Origin of the sequence: Mesorhizobium sp. LNHC252B00 (assembly GCF_000502955.1) — a bacterium.
Classification (GTDB): domain Bacteria; phylum Pseudomonadota; class Alphaproteobacteria; order Rhizobiales; family Rhizobiaceae; genus Mesorhizobium.
The window spans coordinates 190815-210873 of the sequence record NZ_AYWO01000004.1 but is presented as its reverse complement, the minus strand read 5'-3'; the positions used below and the strand labels follow the sequence as shown (position 1 = coordinate 210873).

The window sequence follows — 20059 nt, the reverse complement described above, 5'->3', positions numbered from 1 at the left end:
TTGCGTCAGCCTGGCTCTAGTCCGACTGTTCGACCGCAATCAGTTGTTCAGGCTTGAACCCGGCATGTTGCGGGGTCCACACTTCGCCCTCGCGATTGAACCAGTGGCACAGATACATGCCCGAGGCAGCGCTATCGCTCACCGTCATCCTGGGGCCCCCGGATTTCAGCCTGACGACGTCTCCAGTCTTGAAAGTATTGGGCATTTTGACCTCCCATGCTGAGGCCACGAGTTTCACACCAAACCAGGGCCTCGACAATGGCAGATGTGTTTCGCCGGCGCCGCCTTCCTTTGCGCCAGCAGCGCGATGACGGCGAGGAGGTCATGAGTACGAACAGGTGCGAAGGCGATGCATCGCGGGTGAGTTTCGGTGAAGTCGAGAGGGTCGCCGGCCGTTCTGGTCGGTAGAGGTCGCGGTGGTTCGCTCGATCTGCTCGGTCTTAACCTTTCCGTAAACATTTGACCGCTACTTGGATGGTGATGGCCTCGTGGCGGAGCGGCTACGCTGGAGACGGCAAATCTCTGAAGCCTCGGTTCGATCCCGAGGCGAGGCCTCCACCTTTCCAAGCTGCTGTCGGACCCTCAGCGGATGCCAATCCGTCCGGCAAGCATTCAGGGACACAATCACCAAAGAAATGATAGGCCGGACGCAAGGGGCTTAGCGCCAGTGGGGCGCCATCAATAGTTCTTTTGGGGGGATGGTGCCGCTTGCGTGACTCGAACACGCGACCCCCGCATTACGAATGCGGTGCTCTACCAACTGAGCTAAAGCGGCCCGGGAGGCCAAGGCCTCCAAGATGCGGGGGTTGATAGACGCAACCGGCCGCGAATTCAAGATGCGACTTGGCGATTCATGCGAGCGTGTCATGCAGTCGTCGAAAGCCGGCCGCCGCGTTGTTCGCAAATCGGTCGCTGCGTGCCTCCGGCGCGTGCAAATCGATGAAACATGCTGATTTCGTTGCCGGAACAGCGCCGCAATGGACTTTGCATACCTCTCCAAGGCAGAATGCGCCGTTCGCCCGTTGATTGATTGGCCGCCTGCGGCTAACGATCACGGCAAGGTTGGCGAACGGACAGAGGGACCCGCTTGGACGCGATCGAAAAAGCGATCCGGAACGCCTTGGAGAAAGGCAATGCCGAGGACCGCGCGTTCCGCGAAAGGGTCTATCGTGCGGCTTTTTCCGCGCTCGATCGCGCGCTAAAGGCCAATCCGGACGTGACCGTGGAACTCGCCATCAAGCGCCGTAAGGCGATCCAGGCGAAAATCACCGAGATCGAATCCGAGTTCCTGCCGGCGGTGCCGGATGTCGGCCCGCAGGGCGATGCCCCGGCGGTCGAGCTTGGTGCGGACTCCGCTCCAGCGGCCGAGGCCGGCCAACATCCATCGGCACCCGCTGTCGTCGACGGGCCTGTGCAACCCGCCTCGGATGCGCCGCGCTCTGCCTCAGATGCGCCGCGCTCGCGCGTGCTGCCCGTCGTTCCCGATATCATGCCGGACGCTGCCCTTCCCGACGCCCCGTCCATCGACATGTCGGCTCCGGGCTCGGCCGGTGCCGCCGCGGAAGTGGCGCCCGATCGCGATGAACGGCGCATAAGGGGACGTCGCCTTCCGCTGACCGCCATCTTCCTGACCGTGACGCTGCTTGCCGCTGTTGGCATCGGCCTGTTCTTCGCTGTACAGACCGGCGTCTTCAAGACACAGGCGCAACTCGATACCGCCCCGCCGCAGGCGCCGCCGACCGTCAACGACGACGATTTCACACCGCCCGGCGGACCGGCAAAGCCCGGTGCCGCGGATCAGGCACACGACTGGATCAACGTGTTTTCGCCGACCGACGCGTCGCATGTCAGCGCCCCGTCGGACGCCAAGGCCGAGGTGATGAAGGACGATACCGGGTCGTTCCTGCGCATACGCTCCGGGGCGTCCGGTTCGGCGATCAGCTTCGATGTCGGGCAAGGCGTGCTGGAGAAGCTCGCCGGCAAACATGCCGTGTTCGACATCATTGCCCGCTCCGAGGAAGGCAAGGAGACGCAAGTTTCCGTCGACTGCAATTTCGGCGAACTGGGCGATTGCGGGCGCAAGCGCTATGCGGTCGGCCAGCAGCAGAACGAATATCTGTTCGACGTGAAATTTCCCGACAAGCGTCCCGGTTCTGCGGGCACCATCGCCATCAATTCCGACTTCGACAAGCAGGGCAAGGCCGCCGACATCTACGAAATCCGTGTTTCGGTCGAGCCGTAAAGCATCAGGCGCTGAAAAGGCCGGTTAGCGGTCGAGCAGCGCCTGCAGTGTCTCGATGCGATCGGCCTCGTTGGCCGGCTTGTCCCAGCGCAATCGTGATACGCGAGGAAAGCGCATGGCGACGCCGGATTTGTGCCGGGTCGAGCGGTTGAGTCCCTCGAAGGCGACTTCCAGCACCAGGCCGTTGTCGCGGTCGGCCCGCACCGAGCGCACCGGGCCGAAACGCTCGACCGTGTTGTCGCGTACATATTTGTCGATCTGCCTCAACTCCTCGTCGGTGAAGCCGAAATAGGCCTTGCCGACCGGCACCAGCTCCTCCTCGCCTTCGGGACCGGACCAGACACCGAACGTATAATCCGAATAGAAGCTCGAGCGCTTGCCATGACCGCGCTGCGCATACATCAGCACCGCGTCCACAGTGTGCGGATCGCGCTTCCACTTGAACCAAGGGCCTTTCGGCCGGCCGGCGACATAGGCTGAGTCCCAGCGCTTCAGCATGACACCTTCGATGATTGGATGCAGCGCTACCCGCCGCAGTTCTTCCAGCGCATGCCAGTCCGAGAATTCGACGAACGGCGACAGATCGAACCGGCTTGGGTCGAGCGTCTTCACGAAGATTTCGAGGCGGCCGCGGCGCTCGCGAAACGGCAGTGCGCGCAAATCCTCGTCGCCGATCTGCAGCACATCATAGCAGCGCATGAAGGCCGGGTACTGCTGCTGCATCTTTGCGGTAACCGTCTTGCGGTTCAGCCGTTGCTGCAGATCCGAGAATGTCCCTGTCGCCTCTCGGGGATCGCCGACCAGCAGCTCGCCGTCCAGCGTCGCTGAAAAATGCATGGCGTCGGCGAGGTCGGGAAAGGCACCCGAAACATCGTCTCCGGTGCGCGAATAGAGCCGGCGGACGCCGCCTTCGGCCACCGCCTGGACACGGATGCCGTCCCATTTCCACTCGGCCGCATAATCCGCCGGATCGAGCTTTTCGAGATCGCCGTCACCCACCGGGTTCGACAGCATTACCGGGCGAAACAACGCCATCGCCGTGCTCCGGGGCTTTTCGGCCTTGCCTTCCAGCCAGGCGAACAGTGCTGTGTAGGGCGGCGACAGCCCGTGCCAAAGCTCTTCGATCTCGGTGACATCGACCTTGCCGAAACCCGCCAGCGCCTGCTTGGCCAGCCGCGCCGACACGCCGATGCGCAGGCCGCCGGTGACCAGCTTGATGATGGCAAAGCGGGCCGAGATGCCGGCGCTATCGAGCAGCCCCGCCAGCACCTTCGGTCCGTCGGAACGGCTTGCCGCCTGCAGTTTGGCGACGACCTCGCTCAGCGTCGGCTCGCGGTTCGGGATGTTTCCGGGCGTTTGCGGCCAGACCAGCGACACCGTTTCGGCAAGATCGCCGACATAGTCGTAGGAATAGCCGAACAGCACCGGATCCATGCGCTCGGTGACCAGCGTGCGCAGCATCGCCGGCTTGACCGCCGCGATGTGGAGGTCGCCGGTGATGGCCGCCAGCGCCAAACCGCGATCGGGATCCTCCACGGTGCGGAAATAGTCGGTCAGCAAGGTCAGCTTGCCGTTGCGCGACGGCGTCAGCACCAGGCGATCGAGAAGTTCGGCGAAGCGGTTCATGCCATCAATCGCCCTCGTCCTCGTACCCCACCAGGTGCAGTGGCCGCGCCGCGATGCCTTCGAGTTCGCACCAGCGTACCAGCGCCTCCTCGCGGCCATGCGTCACCCAGATTTCCTCGGCTCCGGTCTGCTTGATGGTGGCGGTCAGTTCGTCCCAGTCGGCATGGTCCGAGATGATAAGCGGCAGTTCGACGCCGCCTTGCTTGGCGCGCTGGCGGATGCGCATCCAGCCTGAGGCAAAGCACGAGATCGGATCGGGAAAGCGCCTTGCCCAGCGGTCTGCGAAGGCCGATGGCGGGCCGACGACGATGGCGCTGGCGAAATCATCCCTGCCGCCGCTTTCGACGGTTGCCGGCTCCAGCTGCCCAAGGTCGATGCCCTGGCTCTGGTAGTATTCACTGAGTTTGGCCAATGCGCCATGGATGTAGAGCGGCTTGTCGTAGCCAGCGTCGCGCAACAGCCGCATCACCCGCTGCGCTTTTCCGAGCGCATAGGCGCCGACCAGATGCGAGCGTTCGGGAAACTGTGCCGCCGATTTAAGCAGGCGAGCGATCTCCTCGGTGTCGGGTGGATGACGGAATACCGGCAGGCCGAAGGTCGCTTCGGTGATGAACACATCGCACCGGATCGGCTCGAATGGCGCGCAGGTGGCGTCCTTCTGCCGCTTGTAATCGCCGGAGGCGACGATGCGCGTGCCCTGATGCTCAACTGATATCTGCGCCGAGCCCAGCACATGGCCCGCTGGATGGAAGCTGACGCTGACGCCGTCGAGGTCGATCGTCTCGCCGAGCCGGGCTGCTTGCGTCGTTCCCGCAAAATCTTCGCCATAGCGCAGCCCCATGATGTCGAGCGTCTGCTGCGTCGCCAGCACCGAGCGGTGGCCGGAACGCGCGTGGTCGGAATGGCCATGCGTGACCAACGCCCGGTTGACCGGCCGCACCGGGTCGATGAAGAAATCGCCTGGCGGGCAATAAAGGCCCTCGGGCCGGGGATGAAGCAAGTCGCTGGCGCGCATGGTCGCAAGATAGGATATAATTCCGCCGCGGGAAGCCTGTTGTAAGTGACTGCTGACTCTCGCATACAGCACCGCTGGCTCGATCCGCCGACAGGACCAACCGTCATGAAACCGCTTCAGGCCTCGTCCGGCGACTTGAACGCCGATCGCCGTGCCGAATATGCCGAGATGCTCCATGCGGATGGCGCTCACGCGGCAGCGGCGGAATTGCTGCTCGGCGCGCTGGAAATGACACCGCAATGGGCGATGGGCTGGTTTCGCCTCGGCGAAATGCAGCAGGCGGCGGGCGCGCCGGATCTGGCAGCACGGGCCTGGACGATGTCGCTGCAACTCGATCCATCGGATCGACAAGGCGCTGCCCTGAACCTGCAATTGATCGGCAAGGCGCCGGCGGTCGACGCGCTGCCCAGCGCCTTCGTCGAGACTTTGTTCGACCACTATGCCGACAGCTTCGATGAATCGCTGGTCGACAAACTGGGCTACCGGCTGCCTGAGGTGCTCGACCAGGCCATTCGCACGGCGAGGCCGGGCCGCTTCCCACTGGCGCTCGATCTCGGCTGCGGCACCGGCTTGATGGGGCAGAGGCTGCGGCCGATCGTCGATCGGCTCGAGGGTTACGACATTTCGGGCAGGATGCTGAGAAAGGCGCGGACGAAGGGCGTCTACGATGTCCTGGGCAAGGCCGATCTGCGGGATTTTGTCCATGCCGGCCCGACGGCCGATCTGGTGACTGTCGCCGATGTCTTCATCTATGTCGGTGCGCTCGACGGCGTGGTGAGGACGATTGCCGGCTTGCTGGCCAAGGATGGCCTGTTTGCGTTTTCCGTCGAGGAACTGGCCGGAAATGGCGATTTTGCCTTGCAGCCGTCGCGCCGCTACGCACATGCGGAACACTATGTGCGTGACGTCCTGGCTGCCAACGGATTTTCGGTCCTGTCGCTGGAAACGACCGTGATCAGGCAAGACCGGCGCGAACCCGTCAACGGGCTGGTCGTTGTGGCGGGCAAGTTGCCGGCCGCTTGAGGGTACTGTCTCGCCGGCCTCACGAATATCCGTGCTGCGAAAAAAGTCCGATTTGCATGCGCGACTGATATTTGCGATCTGGACGGATCATGCGCGATATCAGGAGGAGCATCTCGATGCGCTGGAACATGATGATCTTGGCATCTTGCGTGCTGACCGCCGGCTGCGTTGGCGGCACCTCGATGTCGGAACGCCAGGACGCCAACATCCAGTCGTCCCTGCAGTATGACAGCGTGCCGTGCGATCAGTTGCTGGCGCAGCGCAACGGGTTGGCGCAGCAATACAAACTTCCGACGACGGCCAAGCCGACATTCTCCAATCCGGCGATGGGCTTCGGCCCGTTCACGCCGGACATGCGCTCCAAGGTCAAGCGCGATACCGACCAGGCGAGCGGCGAGATCGATGCCATGAACCGGTCGATCAATCGCCGCCAGTGCGGCCAACCGGACAAGCAGAAGAAATTGGCGTTGCCTGGCTAATACCCCGCCTTGCGGTCCACCAGATTGTCGAGCTTTTCGCCGCGCTCGAAGGCGTCCATCTGGCGCAGCATGATCGGCGCCAGATGGACGGGGTCGGAAGTCGCTGCCGCGTGCGGCGTGACGAACACTTTTGGATGTCCCCACATCGGACTGGTCTTCGGCAGCGGCTCGACTTCGAACACGTCAAGGCTCGCCTCCTTCAGCGTGCCGTCATCCAGCGCCCGCAAAATGTCGGCGTCCTTTTGCAGGCGGCCGCGTCCGGCATTGATCAGCACCGAGCCGCCGAGGCCGTTGCGCTTCCGCAATTCCTTCAGCACGCCATAGTTGATGATGCCCTTGGTGTCCGGCGTCAGCGGCAAAAGTACGACAAGGATGTCAGTCGCCTTGAGGAAGGGGATCAATCCGGCCTCGCCGGAATAGGTCGCCACGCCTTCCATAGCCTTGTCGCTGCGCGACCAGCCATTCACGGCAAAGCCGAGCGATAGCAGCACCGAGGCCGCCGCGCGGCCGAGGCTGCCGAGGCCCATGATGCCGACGGAAATGTCGCCGGCCGGCCTTTGCTGCGGCTCGTGCCAGATCTTCTTCGACTGCTGCGACCGGTAAAGCAGGCCTTGGCGGTGATGGTCGAGAACCCGCCAGACGACGTATTCGGTCATGTACTGGGTGAGGTTGCCGGCCACGACCTTGACGATCGGAACATCGGGCAGCCCGGGGTCGGCGAAGATGTGATCGACACCCGCTCCGATCGAGAAGATGGCGCGCAGATTGGGCAGCGAGGCCAGCAGGTTCGGCTTCTGCTTCCACACCACCGCATAGGTGATCGAAGGATCGCTGGCGCCGTCCGGTTCCAGCACCACCTCGCGTTCGGCCGACAGGAGTTCGCGCCAGCGCTGCGGATTGAAGCCGGTGACGGCAAGCAGGATGCGGCCTTTTTCCATTCCGATCTTTTAGTCCCTCTGCACGCAAATTACTCGCTGACGATGCCGACCGGCGCCGTTTCTATCTTGAAGGCGGCCGAGATCAGTGCCTGAGTATAGTCGGTTTGCGGATTTTCAAAAATCTGCTGGGAAGGGCCGGCTTCGACGATCCTGCCATTGCGCATGACGATGACGTCGTTGGCGAGCGCGCGGATGACTTTCAAATCGTGGCTGATGAAGAGATAGGCCAGGTCGTGCTTGGCCTGCAGGCTGCGCAACAGGTCGACGACCTGCGCCTGCACGCTCATGTCGAGCGCCGATGTCGGTTCGTCCAGCATGACGAAGCGCGGGTTGAGCACCATGGCGCGCGCGATGGCGACGCGCTGGCGCTGGCCGCCGGAGAATTCGTGCGGGTAGCGGTTGCGTGTCGCCGGATCGAGGCCGACCTCCTTCAGCACCGCCGCCACCTTGTCGTCGCGCTGGTCCGGCGACAGCTTCGGCTCGTGGATCTTCAGGCCTTCCTCGATGATCTCGGCGATCGACATGCGCGGGCTGAGCGAGCCGAATGGATCCTGGAAGACGATCTGCAACTCGCGCCTGAGCGGCCGCATGGCGTTGAAGGTGAGCTGGTTGATGTCGCGCCCGTTGAACCGGATGGTTCCGGTCGAGGAGATCATGCGCGCCAGCGCCAGGCCGAGCGTCGTCTTGCCGGACCCCGATTCGCCGACCACGCCGAGCGTCTGGCCGGCCCGCACGGTGACATCGATGCCGTCGACCGCCTTCACATTGTCGACGGTGCGGCGGAAGAAGCCCTGCTTGATCGGGAACCAGACCTTTATGTCCTTGCCCATCATCACCGGTTTGGCGGCGGCATTGGCCGCCGGCGGCTTGCCCTTCGGCTCAGCCGCCAGCAGATGTTTTGTATAGGCATGCTGCGGATTGACGAAAATCTCCCTGGTCGGACCGGTCTCGACGATCTTGCCCTTGGTCATCACGCAGACCCGGTCGGCAATCTTGCGCACGATGCCGAGATCGTGGGTGATGAACAGCATCGACATGCCTTTGCGGCTCTTCAAGCCGGCCAGCAGCTCGAGGATCTGCGCCTGCACGGTGACGTCGAGCGCCGTCGTCGGCTCGTCGGCGATCAGCAATTCGGGTTCGTTGGCCAGCGCCATGGCGATCATGACGCGCTGACGCTGACCGCCGGACAGCTGGTGCGGATAGGCATCGAGGCGTTTTTGCGGATCGCGGATGCCGACCTCGTTGAGCAAGGCCAGCGTGCGCGCCTTGGCAGGGCGGTCAGCCATACCCTGATGCAGCTTCAGGATCTCGACGATCTGCTGCTCGATCGTGTGCAGCGGATTGAGCGAGGTCATCGGCTCCTGGAAGATCATGGTGATCTTGTTGCCGCGCACCTGCCGCAACTGCTTCTCGCTCATCGCAAGCAGGTCGGCGCCCTGGAACAGGATCTTGCCCGAGGGGTGGCTGGCACTGGGATAGGGCAACAGCTTCAGCACCGACAGCGCTGACACCGATTTGCCGGAGCCGGATTCGCCGACCAGTGCCACCGTCTCGCCCTTGGCGATGTCGAACGAGATGTGGTCGACCGCCGTCGACTGGCCGTCGCCCTGGCCAAAGGCGACGCTGAGGTCTTGTACGCTGAGCAGGGAAGCAGTCATGTATCAACTTCCGCCATAACTTTATCGAGGGCAGAAATCTCCGGTCGTATGATCGAAATTTGCGCTGTCAATTGGGGAGGGACAAGCCGATTTGGCGCGATCGAATACGCGTCCTTCAATCTGGTATCGGCAGTCAGAAATTGCGTGCATCCGAAATGCATCGCCGTCGAAAGATGAATGGCATCCGGTAGCCTGAGAGAAATGAATTGCGAGCGAAGCTGCGCCGCGTGCCAGAGAACCTCGCGAGTTACCGTCCCAATCGAGACAAAAGCGTTGCCAATCGAAACATTGTCGTAGAGCTCGACAAGCGGCTCGTTGCTCTTTTTCAGAGGATCAACCATCAACTCTGCCAGCACGAGTTCGCTTGTCGCGAGGAAAGGCTGCTTTCTGCCCTCGTTCACTGAAATGAGCTGAAGCAGCTTTTTTGCCAGAGCATCGTTATTTTCGAAAGCGTAGATGAAAATGTTCGTGTCGACGTAAAGCCGGAAGGCGGCCATCAATCCTCCCACTCATCGCGGAGGGCACGAACACGCGCAACAGCCTCGTCGAGACTTGTCCCCACCGCGTTGGCCTGCGCATTCCGCATAAGCTCAAGCAATTGTTTACGGCCGAGAGGCTGTTTGGCTTCCTCTTCTATCGTCACCTTAACCGAGGCGCTCAAAGCTATACCCTCTCGCAGTTCATCCGGGAGTTTGGATGCAGGGTAATGCTCAAGGATGATCTTATTCATACCTCTGTCCTTCCGTGGGCTTCGATATGAGGAACTGCAGCTTGTGGTCCGTCATTGACCCATCGCCATCAGTCATCTCGACAACAATGCACACGCTCATTTTCGTTCGAACTGCCCTCACTGGGAATATATCATGCTGATTGCCGATCCGCATCGTTGTCATCTGAACGTCTTGCGCGGATCGAAGGCATCGCGCGTCGCCTCACCGACGAAGACCAGCAGCGACAGCATCAGCGAGATGACGATGAAGCCCGAAATGCCGAGCCACGGCGCGTTGAGGTTGCGCTGCGCCTGCTTGAGCAGTTCGCCGAGCGACGCGGAGCCGGGCGGCAGGCCGAAGCCGAGATAATCGAGCGAAGTCAGCGTTGAGATCGAACCTGAGAGCAGGAAGGGCATGAAGGTCAATGTCGCCACCATTGCGTTGGGCAACAGGTGCCGGAACATGATGGTGCGGTTGGGCACGCCGAGCGCTCGCGCCGCGTTGACATATTCGAAGTTGCGGGCGCGCAGGAACTCGGCCCGCACCACGCCGACCAGCGCTACCCAGGAGAACAGGAGCATCAGGCCGAGCAGGATGAAGAAGCCCGGCGGCAGGATGGCGGCTATGATGAGCAGGAGATAGAGCACCGGGATCGCCGACCAGATTTCGATGAAACGCTGGAACAGCAGATCCGTCCAGCCGCCGAAATAGCCTTGCACGGCGCCGGCCGCGACGCCGATCAGTGCCGAGCCGGCAGTCAGGATCAGGCCGAACAGCACCGAAATGCGAAAGCCGTAGATGACACGCGCCAGCACGTCGCGCGCCTGATCGTCGGTGCCGAGCCAGTTCCAGTTGCCGACGATGCAGGCCGGATCGGCCGGACCTTGCGGATACTGGTTGCATCGCATCTTGGCGTCGTACTCCCAGGACGGCTTGGCAGGGGCCGCTTCAGGAATGGCGTTGTTGACGGTCTGGTAGGAGTACCGCACCGGCGGCCAGATCATCCAGCCATTGGCGTTGATCTCGTCCTGTATGACAGGGTCGCGATAGTCGGTGACGGCATAGAAGCCGCCGAACTTTTCCTCGGGGTAGGCGACCAGCACCGGAAACAGGATTTCGCCCTTGTAGGAAGCGATGATCGGCTTGTCGTTGGCGATGAACTCGGCAAATAGCGACAGCACGAACAGGACGAGGAATATCCATAGCGACCAGTAGCCGCGCCGGTTGGCTTTGAAATTCTGCAGGCGGCGCTTGTTGAGCGGCGACAGCCAGGGCCGCGCGATCCGCTCCGGCGTCGCTCCCGCGGGGGCAGTAGCATCCGACATCAGACGTCTCTCCGCTCGAAATCGATGCGCGGATCGACCCAGGTGTAGATCAGGTCGGACAGCAGCCCAACGAACAGCCCGAGCAGCGAGAAGATGTAGAGATTGGCGAACACCACCGGATAGTCGCGCTCGACCACCGACCTGAAGCCGAGCAGGCCAAGGCCGTCGAGGGAAAAGATGTTCTCGATCAGCAGCGAGCCGGTGAAAAAGGCCGAGATGAAGGCGCCGGGAAAACCGGCGATGACGATCAGCATGGCGTTGCGGAAAACGTGGCCATAGAGCACCTGCCGCTCCGACAGGCCCTTGGCCCGCGCCGTCACCACATACTGCTTGCGGATTTCCTCCAGGAACGAGTTCTTGGTCAACAGCGTCGTGGTGGCGAANGCGGAAAACGTGGCCATAGAGCCCCTGCCGCTCCGACAGGCCCTTGGCCCGCGCCGTCACCACATACTGCTTGCGGATTTCCTCCAGGAACGAGTTCTTGGTCAACAGCGTCGTGGTGGCGAAGGCCGACAGCACCAGCGCCGTCAGCGGCAAGGTCATGTGCCAGAAATAATCGACGATCTTGCCCCACCAGGACAGCTGATCCCAATTGTCCGAAGTGAGGCCGCGCAGCGGAAACCAGTCCCAGAACGACCCGCCGGCAAACAGCACCATCAGCATGATGCCGAACAGGAACCCTGGGATGGCATAGCCGACGATGACGACGCCGCTGGTCCAGACGTCGAACGGAGAGCCGTCCTTGACCGCCTTGCGGATGCCGAGCGGGATAGAGATCAGGTAGGATAGAAGCGTGATCCACAGGCCGATCGAAATCGACACCGGCATTTTTTCGAGGATCAGGTCGAGCACCGAAATGTCGCGGAAATAGCTGTCCCCGAAATCGAACCTGATATAGTTCCACAACATCATGCCGAAGCGCTCGAGCGGCGGCTTGTCGAAGCCGAACTGCTTTTCCAGCTTCTTGATGAATTCCGGATCGAGGCCCTGCGCGCCGCGATATTTCGAGCTGACGTCGCCGGCAACGTCGAAATTGGCGCTGCCGCCTGCGTCGCCACCGCCACCACCGCCGAGGCGGTCGCTGCCGCCCTGGTTGGTCAACCTGGCGATGACCTGCTCGACCGGCCCGCCGGGCGCGAACTGGATGACGGCGAAGGATATCGCCATGATGCCGAACAGCGTCGGGATCATCAACAGGATGCGGCGCAGGATATAGGCGCCCATCAGGCTTTCTGTCCTCGTTGGACTGATATCTCAGGCTTTGCCAATTTTTGCCGCCTTGCCCTTGTCGAACCACCACAGCGCCTCGACCGGAAAGCCGAAATCGGGCTTCTGCTCGGGAAAGCCGAACATGTCCCAAAAGGCGCTTCGGTGATTCGCCAGGAACCAACTTGGAATCCAATCGCGCCGTGCGCGCAAGGCCCGATCGAGCGCCCGCATCGCAACGGTCAGGCTCTCCCGATCCTTGGCCGCGCCGACGGCGTCGATCAGTTTGTCGATCGCAGGATCTGCGATGCCTGGCAGATTGCGCGAGCCGGACACTTTTGCCGTGCTTGAATGAAAGAAGGTTTCGAGGTCGTCGCGAGTCGGCGTAGCGTTGAACGAGAAAGCGGCCGACAGCAGATCGAAATCGAACGTCGCCTGTCTGGCTTGGTATTGCGCCGAATCGACCAGCCGGATCGTGGCGTCGATGCCGATCGCCTTCATATTGGCGACCCAGGGCGAATAGACCTGGACGAAGGTATCGTCGTCGACCATAAACTCGGCCGAAAGCCGGCCGCCCTTGTCGTTGACAACGAAATCGCCCGACCTTTTCCAGCCGGCCGCGGCCAGAAGCTTCGCTGCCTGGCCAAGCAGCTTGCGGTCACGGCCGGAGCCGTCGGACGGGGGTTGGCTTACCGCCTCGCCAAAGACCTCCGCTGGGAGCTGTGCGCGCAACGGCTCAAGCAGAGCCAGTTCCTGTGTCGACGGCGGTCCTTCTGAGCGAAAGTCCGACTTCTCGAAACAGGACTGCGAGCGCTCATAGGAGCCGTAGAAGAAGTTGCGCCGCGTCCATTCAAAATCGAAGCAGAGAGCGATCGCCTGGCGCACGCGCGCGTCGCGAAATTGCTCGCGTCGCTGGTTGACGGCGGTTCCCTGCATCGTCGGCCGTTTCTCGGCGGGAAATTCGTGCTTGACCACCTTGCCAGCGGTCAGGGCCGGAAAGTCGTAGGCGGTCGCCCAAACGCGCGACGTGAATTCCTCGCGATAGGTGATTTCGCCTTTTTTGAACGCTTCGAAGCCGGCCATGCGGTTCTGGTAGAACTCGATGCGGATAGTGTCGAAATTGTTCATGCCGCGATTGACCGGAAGGTCGCGGCCCCAATAATCGGCCACCCGGTCGTATTCGATCCACGCGCCGGCCGAGAAGCGACCAACCTTGTAGGCGCCGGAGCCGAGCGGCGGATTCAGTTGCGAGGAATCGAACGGGTTGGCCGTGTAGAAGGCCTTCGACAGGATAGGGAACTCCACGACATTGAGCACCGTGCGGGCGGACTGCTTGCCGGAAAAATTGAGCTTGAGCGTGTGCTGATCGACGGCGACCGCCTCGTCGAGGTGGATCAAGGACAGCGAAAAGTCGGGATGGCCCTTTTCCTTGAACAGCTTGAAGGTGAAGGCGGCGTCCTCTGCCGTCAGCGGCGTGCCGTCGTGGAAGCGCGCCTGCGGCCTCAGCGAGAACTCGAAGCTGTTGCGGTCGTCGGAAACCGTCACGCCGTCGGCGAGCTGCCCATAGAGGGCGTCCGGCTCGTCCAGGGCCCTGACCATCAGCGCGTCGAAACACATCTCCATGCGCGGCGGCGCATCGCCCTTCTGGGTGAAGGAGTTCAGCGTGTTGAAGGTCAGCGTGTTCTGGTTGTAGCCCCAGTTCGGCGGCGAGAAGTTGAAGGTGCCGCCCTTCGGCGCATCGACATTCACATAGTCGAAATGGGTGAAATCCGGGCTGTATTTGAGATCACCGAAGGCGGACAAGCCGTGCAGCTTCACGCCGGTCGCAATGGTGGCGAAGGCCTTGCCCGGCAGCATGGCGGCGGCAGCGGCGGCAGTGCCCAGGACGAGAAAATCACGGCGGGGCAGGACCGCCATCAATTGCTGCCCCTGTATTTGGCGGCCAGCGCCTTTTCCTTGTCGAGGTCGATCCACCAGGAGTCGGGATCATAGCCGGAATAGGCAGGCTGCTTGTCGGGGATGCCGAATTTGTTCCAGTAGGCCACCCATATTGCCGAGCGATGATATTGCGGCACGACATAGAAATTCCACAGCAGCACGCGGTCGAGCGCATGAGTGGCGGCGACGAGATCCTCGCGGTCGGTGGCGAAGATGACGCGGTCGACCAATGCGTCGACGGTCGGATCCTTGATGCCCATCAGATTTCGCGAACCGGGTGTGTCGGCGGCCTTCGAGCTCCAGAAATCGCGCTGCTCATTGCCGGCCGAATCCGACTGGCCGAACAGGCCGGTGACGACATCGAATTCGAAGTGGTTGACGCGGTTGATGTATTGCGTCTGGTCGATGATGCGCAACGTGGCATCAACGCCGATCTTGCGCAGATTGGCGATATAGGGGCTGGCGATCACCTGGTCGGTGTCGTTCCAGCCCAGGATCTCGAATTTGAACGGAGCGCCGGTCTTGGCATTGACCATCTTGCCGCCCTTGATCACCCAGCCGGCCTTGGCGAAGAGGTCGACGGCCTGTTTGAGGTACTTTCGTTCCGCTTGCGGTGAATCGTAGACTGGCAGCTTGAACTGCTGGGTGAAGAGTTCAGGCGGCAGCTTGTCGCGGTACTTTTCCAGGATTTCCAGTTCCTTGCCTTGCGGCAAACCGCTCGACGCCAGGTCGGTGCCCTGGAAATAGCTTGAAGTACGGGTGTTGGAACCGAAGAACAGCGTTCGGTTCATCGACTCGAAATCGAACGGATAGGTCAGCGCCTCGCGCACCAGGCGATCCTGGAACAGCGGCCGCCGTTGATTGAGCACGAATGCCTGCATCGGCTGCGGCGAGTGGCTCTCGAAGACCTTCTTGATGACGTCGCCGGCCTTGATCGCCGGGAAATCATAAGCTGTCGCCCATTTGCGCGAGCTGAATTCGCGGTTGAGGTCTTCCAGCCCGCCCTTGGTGAAGGCCAACCAGGCCGCATTGTCATCGAGTATATAGGTGAAACGCCGCGTATCGAAATTCTCGCGGCCGATCTTCACCGGCAGCTTCGCCGCCCAATAGTCCGGCACGCGCTGCCAGATGACTTCCGAGCCCTGTTTGAAGCTGGCGATCTTGTAGGCGGCCGAGCCGAGCGGAATCTCCAGCGTCGGCTTGGTGATGTCACGCTTCTTGCCATTGGCATCGGTGCCTTCCCACCAATGTTTCGGCAGCACTGCAAGATCGCCGATGATCTTGGGCAGTTCGCGGTTGCCCTTCTGGTTGAAATGGAACTCGACCTCGTGGTCCGAAATCGCCACCGCATCGGTGACATTTTCGAAGTAGCGGCTGTATTGCGCACTGTTCGCCTTGAGCACCTGGAACGACCAGATCACGTCGTCGACGGTGATCGGCTGGCCGTCATGCCATTTGGCACGCGGGTCCAGCCGGTAGGTCGCCGAGGAATAGTCGGGGGGATATTTGTACGCGTCGGCGATCAGCGGGTGGCTGGTGCTGCCTTCGTCGGTCGCCTGTTCCATCAGCGTATCGTAGAGCAGGCCACCGCCGAACCCGACCAGGCCGGCGGCCGGTGATCCCTGTACGATGTAGGGATTGAAACTGTCGAAGGTGCCGAGCACCACCGAATTCAACGTGCCGCCCTTGGGCGCGTTTGGGTTGACGTAGTCGTAGTGCTGGAAGTTGTCGCCGTATTTGGACTCGCCGATCAGCGATGAGGCGGTGCGCCATTCGTCCGCTCGGCTCGTCTGCAATCCGGCCGCCAGAAGGGCTGCCGCCAGCATCGACTTGAGAAGCGTTCGGCCAACCGTCATGCACTATCCTCTTCGCAATGCCCGTTCATGGACAATCTAGACGATTTGGCGCTCGTGAAAACCGCCATGCGCGGCTTTGTCGCCGCATATGCGGTTTTCCTAACGAAAAAGCCGGGCTGAACCCGGCTTTTTCAAGGTCGTCGAGATGGATATCCGGTTATTGAGCGGGCGCCGGTGCGGGTACGGCCGGAGCCGGAGCGGCCGGCTTGGCCGGCGCGGCACCTTCAGCCGGCTTCGCCGGGGCAGCACCTTCAGCCGGCTTGGCGGGCGCGGTTGCGTCGGCGGCAGCGCCTGGCGNGGCTTCGCCGGGGCAGCACCTTCAGCCGGCTTGGAGGGCGCGGTTGCGTCGGCGGCAGCGCCTGGCGCCGGCAGCGGCTTCGGATTGTCGGACAGCGTGCGTAGATAGGCGATGACGTTGGCGCGATCCTCGTCCTTCGGCAGGCCGGCGAAGCCCATGGCGGTGCCCTTAACGAATTTCTTCGGCGAGGTGATGAAGTGGTTGATGTTGTCGTAGGTCCACTTCTCGGTGCCGCCCTTGGAAAATTCCTTCATGCCGGCCGAATAGGCAAAGCCTTCATGCTCGGCCACAGGGCGGTCGACGAGATCCCACAGATCGGGGCCGACCTTGTTGGGGCCGCCCTTTTCGCCGGAATGGCAGGCTTGGCATTTCTTGAAGACGGCAGCGCCTTGCTCGACATTGGCGGTGGCCAGCAGCTCGGCGATTGGCTTGGCTTCGGCGGCAGGCGCGGCCGGACCGCCTTCGGCAGGCTCAGCGGCCTCGATGGCGAAACCGGGCTTTTCCGGCGCCGGCGAGGCAAACAGCGCGTCCGACACAATGCCGACCGAGAAGACGACGAAAACGGTTCCGAGCAATCCGGCGAGCAGTTTGTTGACTTCGTTGGAATCCATACGCCCCTTGCTCCCTTTTCCGGCGGACCGAACCGTCCACTCCGTCCGTCGGTATCGTGATCACCCTGCCAGGGCGGTCAAATCGGGCGGAAACTAGGTCTTTTGCTGCGGCGTTGCAACACCTATAAGGGCGCTTCCAGTGAGACCTTTTGCCACTTTCCCTGTCCTCTTCGAGACGCCTTGCACCGCGCATGTCCACACTGATTCTGATCCCGGCCCGCATGGCCTCGACACGCCTGCCAGGCAAGCCGCTGGCCGACATCGCCGGCGCGCCGATGATCGTCCATGTCGCCCGCCGCGCCACGGAGTCCGGCCTCGGCCGGGTCGTGGTGGCGACCGACACGCAAAGCGTGGCCGAAGCGGTGCGTGCGCATGGTTTCGAGGCCGTGATGACGCGCATGGACCACCAATCCGGCTCCGACCGCATTCACGAGGCTCTGGTCGCGCTCGATCCCGAGCGCAAGGTCGAAACGATCGTCAATGTGCAGGGCGACCTGCCGACCATCGATCCCGGCATCATCGTCGCCTCGCTCAGGCCGTTCGATGACGGCGCGGTGGACATCGCCACCCTCGGCGTCGAGATCGTCCGCGATGAGGAAAAGACCAATCCCAACGTCGTCAAGATCGTCGGGTCGCCGCTCTCCGGCACCAGGCTGAGGGCGCTCTATTTCACGCGCGCCACGGCACCTTGGGGCGAGGGGCCGCTCTATCATCATGTCGGCCTCTATGCCTATCGTCGCGCCGCGCTAGAGCGTTTCGTCGCGTTGAAGCCGTCGCCTCTGGAGCGGCGAGAACGGCTGGAACAGCTACGGGCGCTCGAAGCCGGCATGCGCATCGATGCCGAGATCGTCCAGTCGCTGCCGCTTGGCGTCGACACGCCGGAAGATCTCGAACGCGCCAGAACCATTCTTGCAACCAGAGCCATCCTTGCAAACTGAGAAATCCCTTCGAAGCTGAGACCCCCTTGAATCGAGAATTGGCCATGCCTGAAAAGACCAACAGAATATCCTTCCAGGGCGAGCCGGGTGCCAATTCCGACACCGCTTCCCGCAACGTCTATCCATCGATGGAGCCGTTGCCGTGCCCGACCTTCGAGGACGCGTTCAACGCGGTCGAGACCGGGAAGGCCGATCTCGCCATGATTCCGATCGAGAACACAATTGCCGGGCGGGTCGCCGATATCCACCATCTGTTGCCGGAATCGAAGCTCCACATCATCGGCGAATACTTCCTGCCCATCCATTTCCAGCTGATGGTGCTGCCCGGAGTCAAACGCGACGAGATCAAGACCGTGCACAGCCACATCCACGCGCTTGGCCAGTGCCGCAAATACATCCGCAAGAACGGCTGGAAGGCGATCGTCGCCGGTGACACGGCTGGCGCCGCCAAGATGGTCTCCGAGGGCAAGGACCGCACCATGGCGGCGCTGTCGCCGACGCTGGCCGCGACGCTCTATGGGCTCGACATCCTCGAGCGAAATGTCGAGGACACCGATAGCAACGTCACCCGCTTTGTCGTCCTCACCAAGAACAAGCAATGGGCTGACCGCCCGTCACCGGACGTCAAGATGATGACGACCTTCATCTTCCGAGTCCGCAATGTGCCGGCCGCGCTCTACAAGGCGATGGGCGGTTTCGCCACCAACGGCATCAACATGACCAAGCTGGAGAGCTACCAGCTGGGGGCTTTCACCGCGACGCTGTTTTACGCCGACATAGAGGGTCATCCCGAAGATCCGCTGGTCAAGCTGGCGCTGGACGAGCTTCGCTTCTTCTCACGCGAAGTGCGAATTCTGGGCGTATATCCGGCCAGCGCGTCGCGTGAGCAGTGGAAGGTCGCTGACTAGATCACCGCGCCCAGCGGCACGTAGTCGATTTCCATGAACGTCTCGACCTCCGGCACCCAGCGGTCGCGTACGAAAGCGACGTGGTCGGGATGATCGTTGTACCTGGTATAGGCAGCCTGATCGGCGAACTCCATCGAGAAGCCGAAACGATAGTCGTTCTTGGGGCTGATCTGCCGCAATTGCTCGAAATGCGTGACGCCCCTGATCGCGGTGAGGATTTTCTTGGCGTCGACCAGGAACCTCCGTTCCTCCAGCGAATGTGGCGGATGCTTCAGCGTGAAGACGACGGTGTGACGGATCATTTGCTGCTCCTGAATGGTCTTTCGATAGTCGCTGCCATCACTCCGAGTCGACCCAGGCGCGGATGAGGTGGTGAGCAATGGCGCCTTTCGGTGGCGTGACCAAATTGCCGGGATGCTCCCTGGTCAGCATCGAACGCACCTCGTCGCGGGCAAACCAACGGCAGTCCTCCAGCTCGTTCAAATCGGCCTGGATATCGTCGTTGAGCGGCTCGCCGAAGCAGCCGATCATCAGCGAATAAGGAAACGGCCAGGGCTGGCTGGCGTGATAGACGACGCGGCCAAGCCGGATGCCAGCCTCCTCCAGCGTCTCGCGGCGCACCGCCGCTTCGATCGTCTCTCCCGGCTCGATGAAGCCGGCAAGGGCGGAGTACATGCCCGGCGCGAAATGCCGGCCGCGCCCGAGCAGGCACTTCTCCCGCGTCGCCGTCAGCATGATAGCCACCGGGTCGGTACGCGGAAAATGCTCGGTGCCGCAATTCGGGCAGTGGCGCTTGTAGCCGCCGGCCCGCATCTGCGATTGCGTGCCGCATTTGCTGCAGAAACGATGGCTTGCATGCCAGGCCAGCAGGGCCGCACCTTGCGCCATCGCGCCGGCAGCCGCCTCATCGATCAGCCCCTGCATGTAGACGGAGCGGTAGTCGATGGCCTTGATGGTTTCCGGAAGCCGTTCCGGATCGACGCCGCCGGGCACGGCCAGCACGGGTCCCTGTTCGGAAAAACCGAGCAGGACACCCTGTTCGAGAAATGGTTCGAAAGGCTCGCTCTCGGAGGCGCCAAACCAGGGGTCGAGACCACTGCCATCCCCGAGCTTCAGATAGAGCCGCCCCCCATGCATCAACAGCAGCCGTGTCGCCGGGTCGGCGAGCGCCTTGTCGACCGAATCGTCGGCGCGGTTTTCGGACTGCCGGTCGATGATGTTGCCGGCAAAGCCGACGAACTGACTCGGCTCGCGCAAGGGCGCGTCAAACAGGCGGAAGCTCATGGAA

17 protein-coding genes, 1 tRNA gene and 2 pseudogenes are annotated in these 20059 nt (G+C 62.1%); 5 read left to right on the top strand and 15 right to left on the bottom strand.

All coding sequences use genetic code 11. The features are described from left to right. Window positions 1-16: 16 nt before the first annotated feature. Window positions 17-205 carry a DUF2158 domain-containing protein gene (locus X744_RS161715; protein ID WP_023758175.1) on the bottom strand — a complete coding sequence of 63 codons (189 nt, stop codon included), beginning with the start codon at window positions 203-205 and terminating at the stop codon, window positions 17-19. A 494-nt stretch (window positions 206-699) separates the two neighbouring features. Beyond that, window positions 700-775: transfer RNA gene (locus X744_RS161720), tRNA-Thr, on the bottom strand. 312 nt (window positions 776-1087) lie between these two features. Between X744_RS161720 and X744_RS161725 the strand changes: the two genes are divergently transcribed. Then, window positions 1088-2242 carry a hypothetical protein gene (locus X744_RS161725; protein WP_023758174.1) on the top strand — a complete coding sequence of 385 codons (1155 nt, stop codon included), beginning with the start codon at window positions 1088-1090 and terminating at the stop codon, window positions 2240-2242. A 24-nt stretch (window positions 2243-2266) separates the two neighbouring features. Here X744_RS161725 and X744_RS161730 read toward each other — a convergent pair whose 3' ends face one another. Both X744_RS161730 and X744_RS161735 read right to left on the bottom strand, forming a co-directional pair. Beyond that, the gene (locus X744_RS161730; protein ID WP_023758173.1) at window positions 2267-3868 is read right to left on the bottom strand and encodes a cisplatin damage response ATP-dependent DNA ligase; all 1602 of its coding nucleotides are present in this window, start codon (window positions 3866-3868) and stop codon (window positions 2267-2269) included. A 4-nt stretch (window positions 3869-3872) separates the two neighbouring features. Further along, the gene (locus X744_RS161735) at window positions 3873-4883 is read right to left on the bottom strand and encodes a ligase-associated DNA damage response exonuclease (RefSeq protein ID WP_023758172.1); all 1011 of its coding nucleotides are present in this window, start codon (window positions 4881-4883) and stop codon (window positions 3873-3875) included. A 105-nt stretch (window positions 4884-4988) separates the two neighbouring features. On the opposite strand from X744_RS161735, the gene X744_RS161740 reads away from it, so the two are divergent. Both X744_RS161740 and X744_RS161745 read left to right on the top strand, forming a co-directional pair. Next, the gene (locus X744_RS161740; protein ID WP_023758171.1) at window positions 4989-5906 is read left to right on the top strand and encodes a methyltransferase domain-containing protein; all 918 of its coding nucleotides are present in this window, start codon (window positions 4989-4991) and stop codon (window positions 5904-5906) included. Between the two features lie 89 nt (window positions 5907-5995). Further along, window positions 5996-6385 carry a hypothetical protein gene (locus tag X744_RS161745; protein ID WP_245266478.1) on the top strand — a complete coding sequence of 130 codons (390 nt, stop codon included), beginning with the start codon at window positions 5996-5998 and terminating at the stop codon, window positions 6383-6385. Here X744_RS161745 and X744_RS161750 read toward each other — a convergent pair. From X744_RS161750 to X744_RS22565, 9 genes and pseudogenes are all read right to left on the bottom strand, one after another. Beyond that, window positions 6382-7323 carry a glyoxylate/hydroxypyruvate reductase A gene (locus X744_RS161750; protein WP_023758169.1) on the bottom strand — a complete coding sequence of 314 codons (942 nt, stop codon included), beginning with the start codon at window positions 7321-7323 and terminating at the stop codon, window positions 6382-6384. The two genes, X744_RS161745 and X744_RS161750, sit on opposite strands and share 4 nt — an antisense overlap. Before the next feature lie 29 nt (window positions 7324-7352). After that, complete coding sequence (locus X744_RS161755; protein ID WP_023758168.1) at window positions 7353-8981, bottom strand: ABC transporter ATP-binding protein; 1629 nt, start codon at window positions 8979-8981, stop codon at window positions 7353-7355. Then, window positions 8978-9478: a PIN domain-containing protein gene (locus X744_RS161760; protein ID WP_023758167.1), complete on the bottom strand. Its 501-nt coding sequence runs from the start codon at window positions 9476-9478 to the stop codon at window positions 8978-8980. The genes X744_RS161755 and X744_RS161760 overlap by 4 nt, the downstream gene beginning before the upstream one ends. Then, entirely contained in the window at window positions 9478-9711 is a 234-nt protein-coding gene (locus tag X744_RS22545; protein WP_023758166.1) for a hypothetical protein, read from the bottom strand. The genes X744_RS161760 and X744_RS22545 overlap by 1 nt, the downstream gene beginning before the upstream one ends. Before the next feature lie 159 nt (window positions 9712-9870). After that, window positions 9871-11016, bottom strand: coding sequence for an ABC transporter permease (locus X744_RS161765; RefSeq protein ID WP_023758164.1), 1146 nt, complete (start codon window positions 11014-11016; stop codon window positions 9871-9873). Between the two features lie 384 nt (window positions 11017-11400). After that, window positions 11401-12240, bottom strand: a pseudogene (locus X744_RS1000000171670) (ABC transporter permease subunit); the annotation flags it as partial. A 30-nt stretch (window positions 12241-12270) separates the two neighbouring features. Beyond that, complete coding sequence (locus X744_RS161770) at window positions 12271-14139, bottom strand: extracellular solute-binding protein (RefSeq protein ID WP_023758163.1); 1869 nt, start codon at window positions 14137-14139, stop codon at window positions 12271-12273. Beyond that, window positions 14139-16016 carry an extracellular solute-binding protein gene (locus X744_RS161775; protein WP_023758162.1) on the bottom strand — a complete coding sequence of 626 codons (1878 nt, stop codon included), beginning with the start codon at window positions 16014-16016 and terminating at the stop codon, window positions 14139-14141. Before X744_RS161775 ends, X744_RS161770 begins: the two co-directional genes overlap by 1 nt. Before the next feature lie 157 nt (window positions 16017-16173). Next, window positions 16174-16925, bottom strand: a pseudogene (locus X744_RS22565) (cytochrome c family protein). A gap of 191 nt (window positions 16926-17116) precedes the next feature. Between X744_RS22565 and X744_RS161780 the strand changes: the two are divergent. Together X744_RS161780 and X744_RS161785 are read left to right on the top strand one after the other, a co-directional pair. Next, a complete protein-coding gene (locus tag X744_RS161780; RefSeq protein WP_023758160.1) occupies window positions 17117-17863 on the top strand; it encodes a 3-deoxy-manno-octulosonate cytidylyltransferase in 747 nt (248 codons plus the stop codon). 44 nt (window positions 17864-17907) lie between these two features. After that, window positions 17908-18771, top strand: a complete 864-nt coding sequence (locus tag X744_RS161785) for a prephenate dehydratase (protein WP_023758159.1) — start codon at window positions 17908-17910, stop codon at window positions 18769-18771. Here X744_RS161785 and X744_RS161790 read toward each other — a convergent pair. Next, window positions 18768-19073, bottom strand: a complete 306-nt coding sequence (locus tag X744_RS161790; RefSeq protein ID WP_023758158.1) for a Dabb family protein — start codon at window positions 19071-19073, stop codon at window positions 18768-18770. The two genes, X744_RS161785 and X744_RS161790, sit on opposite strands and share 4 nt — an antisense overlap. A 37-nt stretch (window positions 19074-19110) precedes the next feature. Next, window positions 19111-20055 carry an NAD(+) diphosphatase gene (gene nudC, locus X744_RS161795; RefSeq protein WP_023758157.1) on the bottom strand — a complete coding sequence of 315 codons (945 nt, stop codon included), beginning with the start codon at window positions 20053-20055 and terminating at the stop codon, window positions 19111-19113. Window positions 20056-20059: the final 4 nt, after the last annotated feature.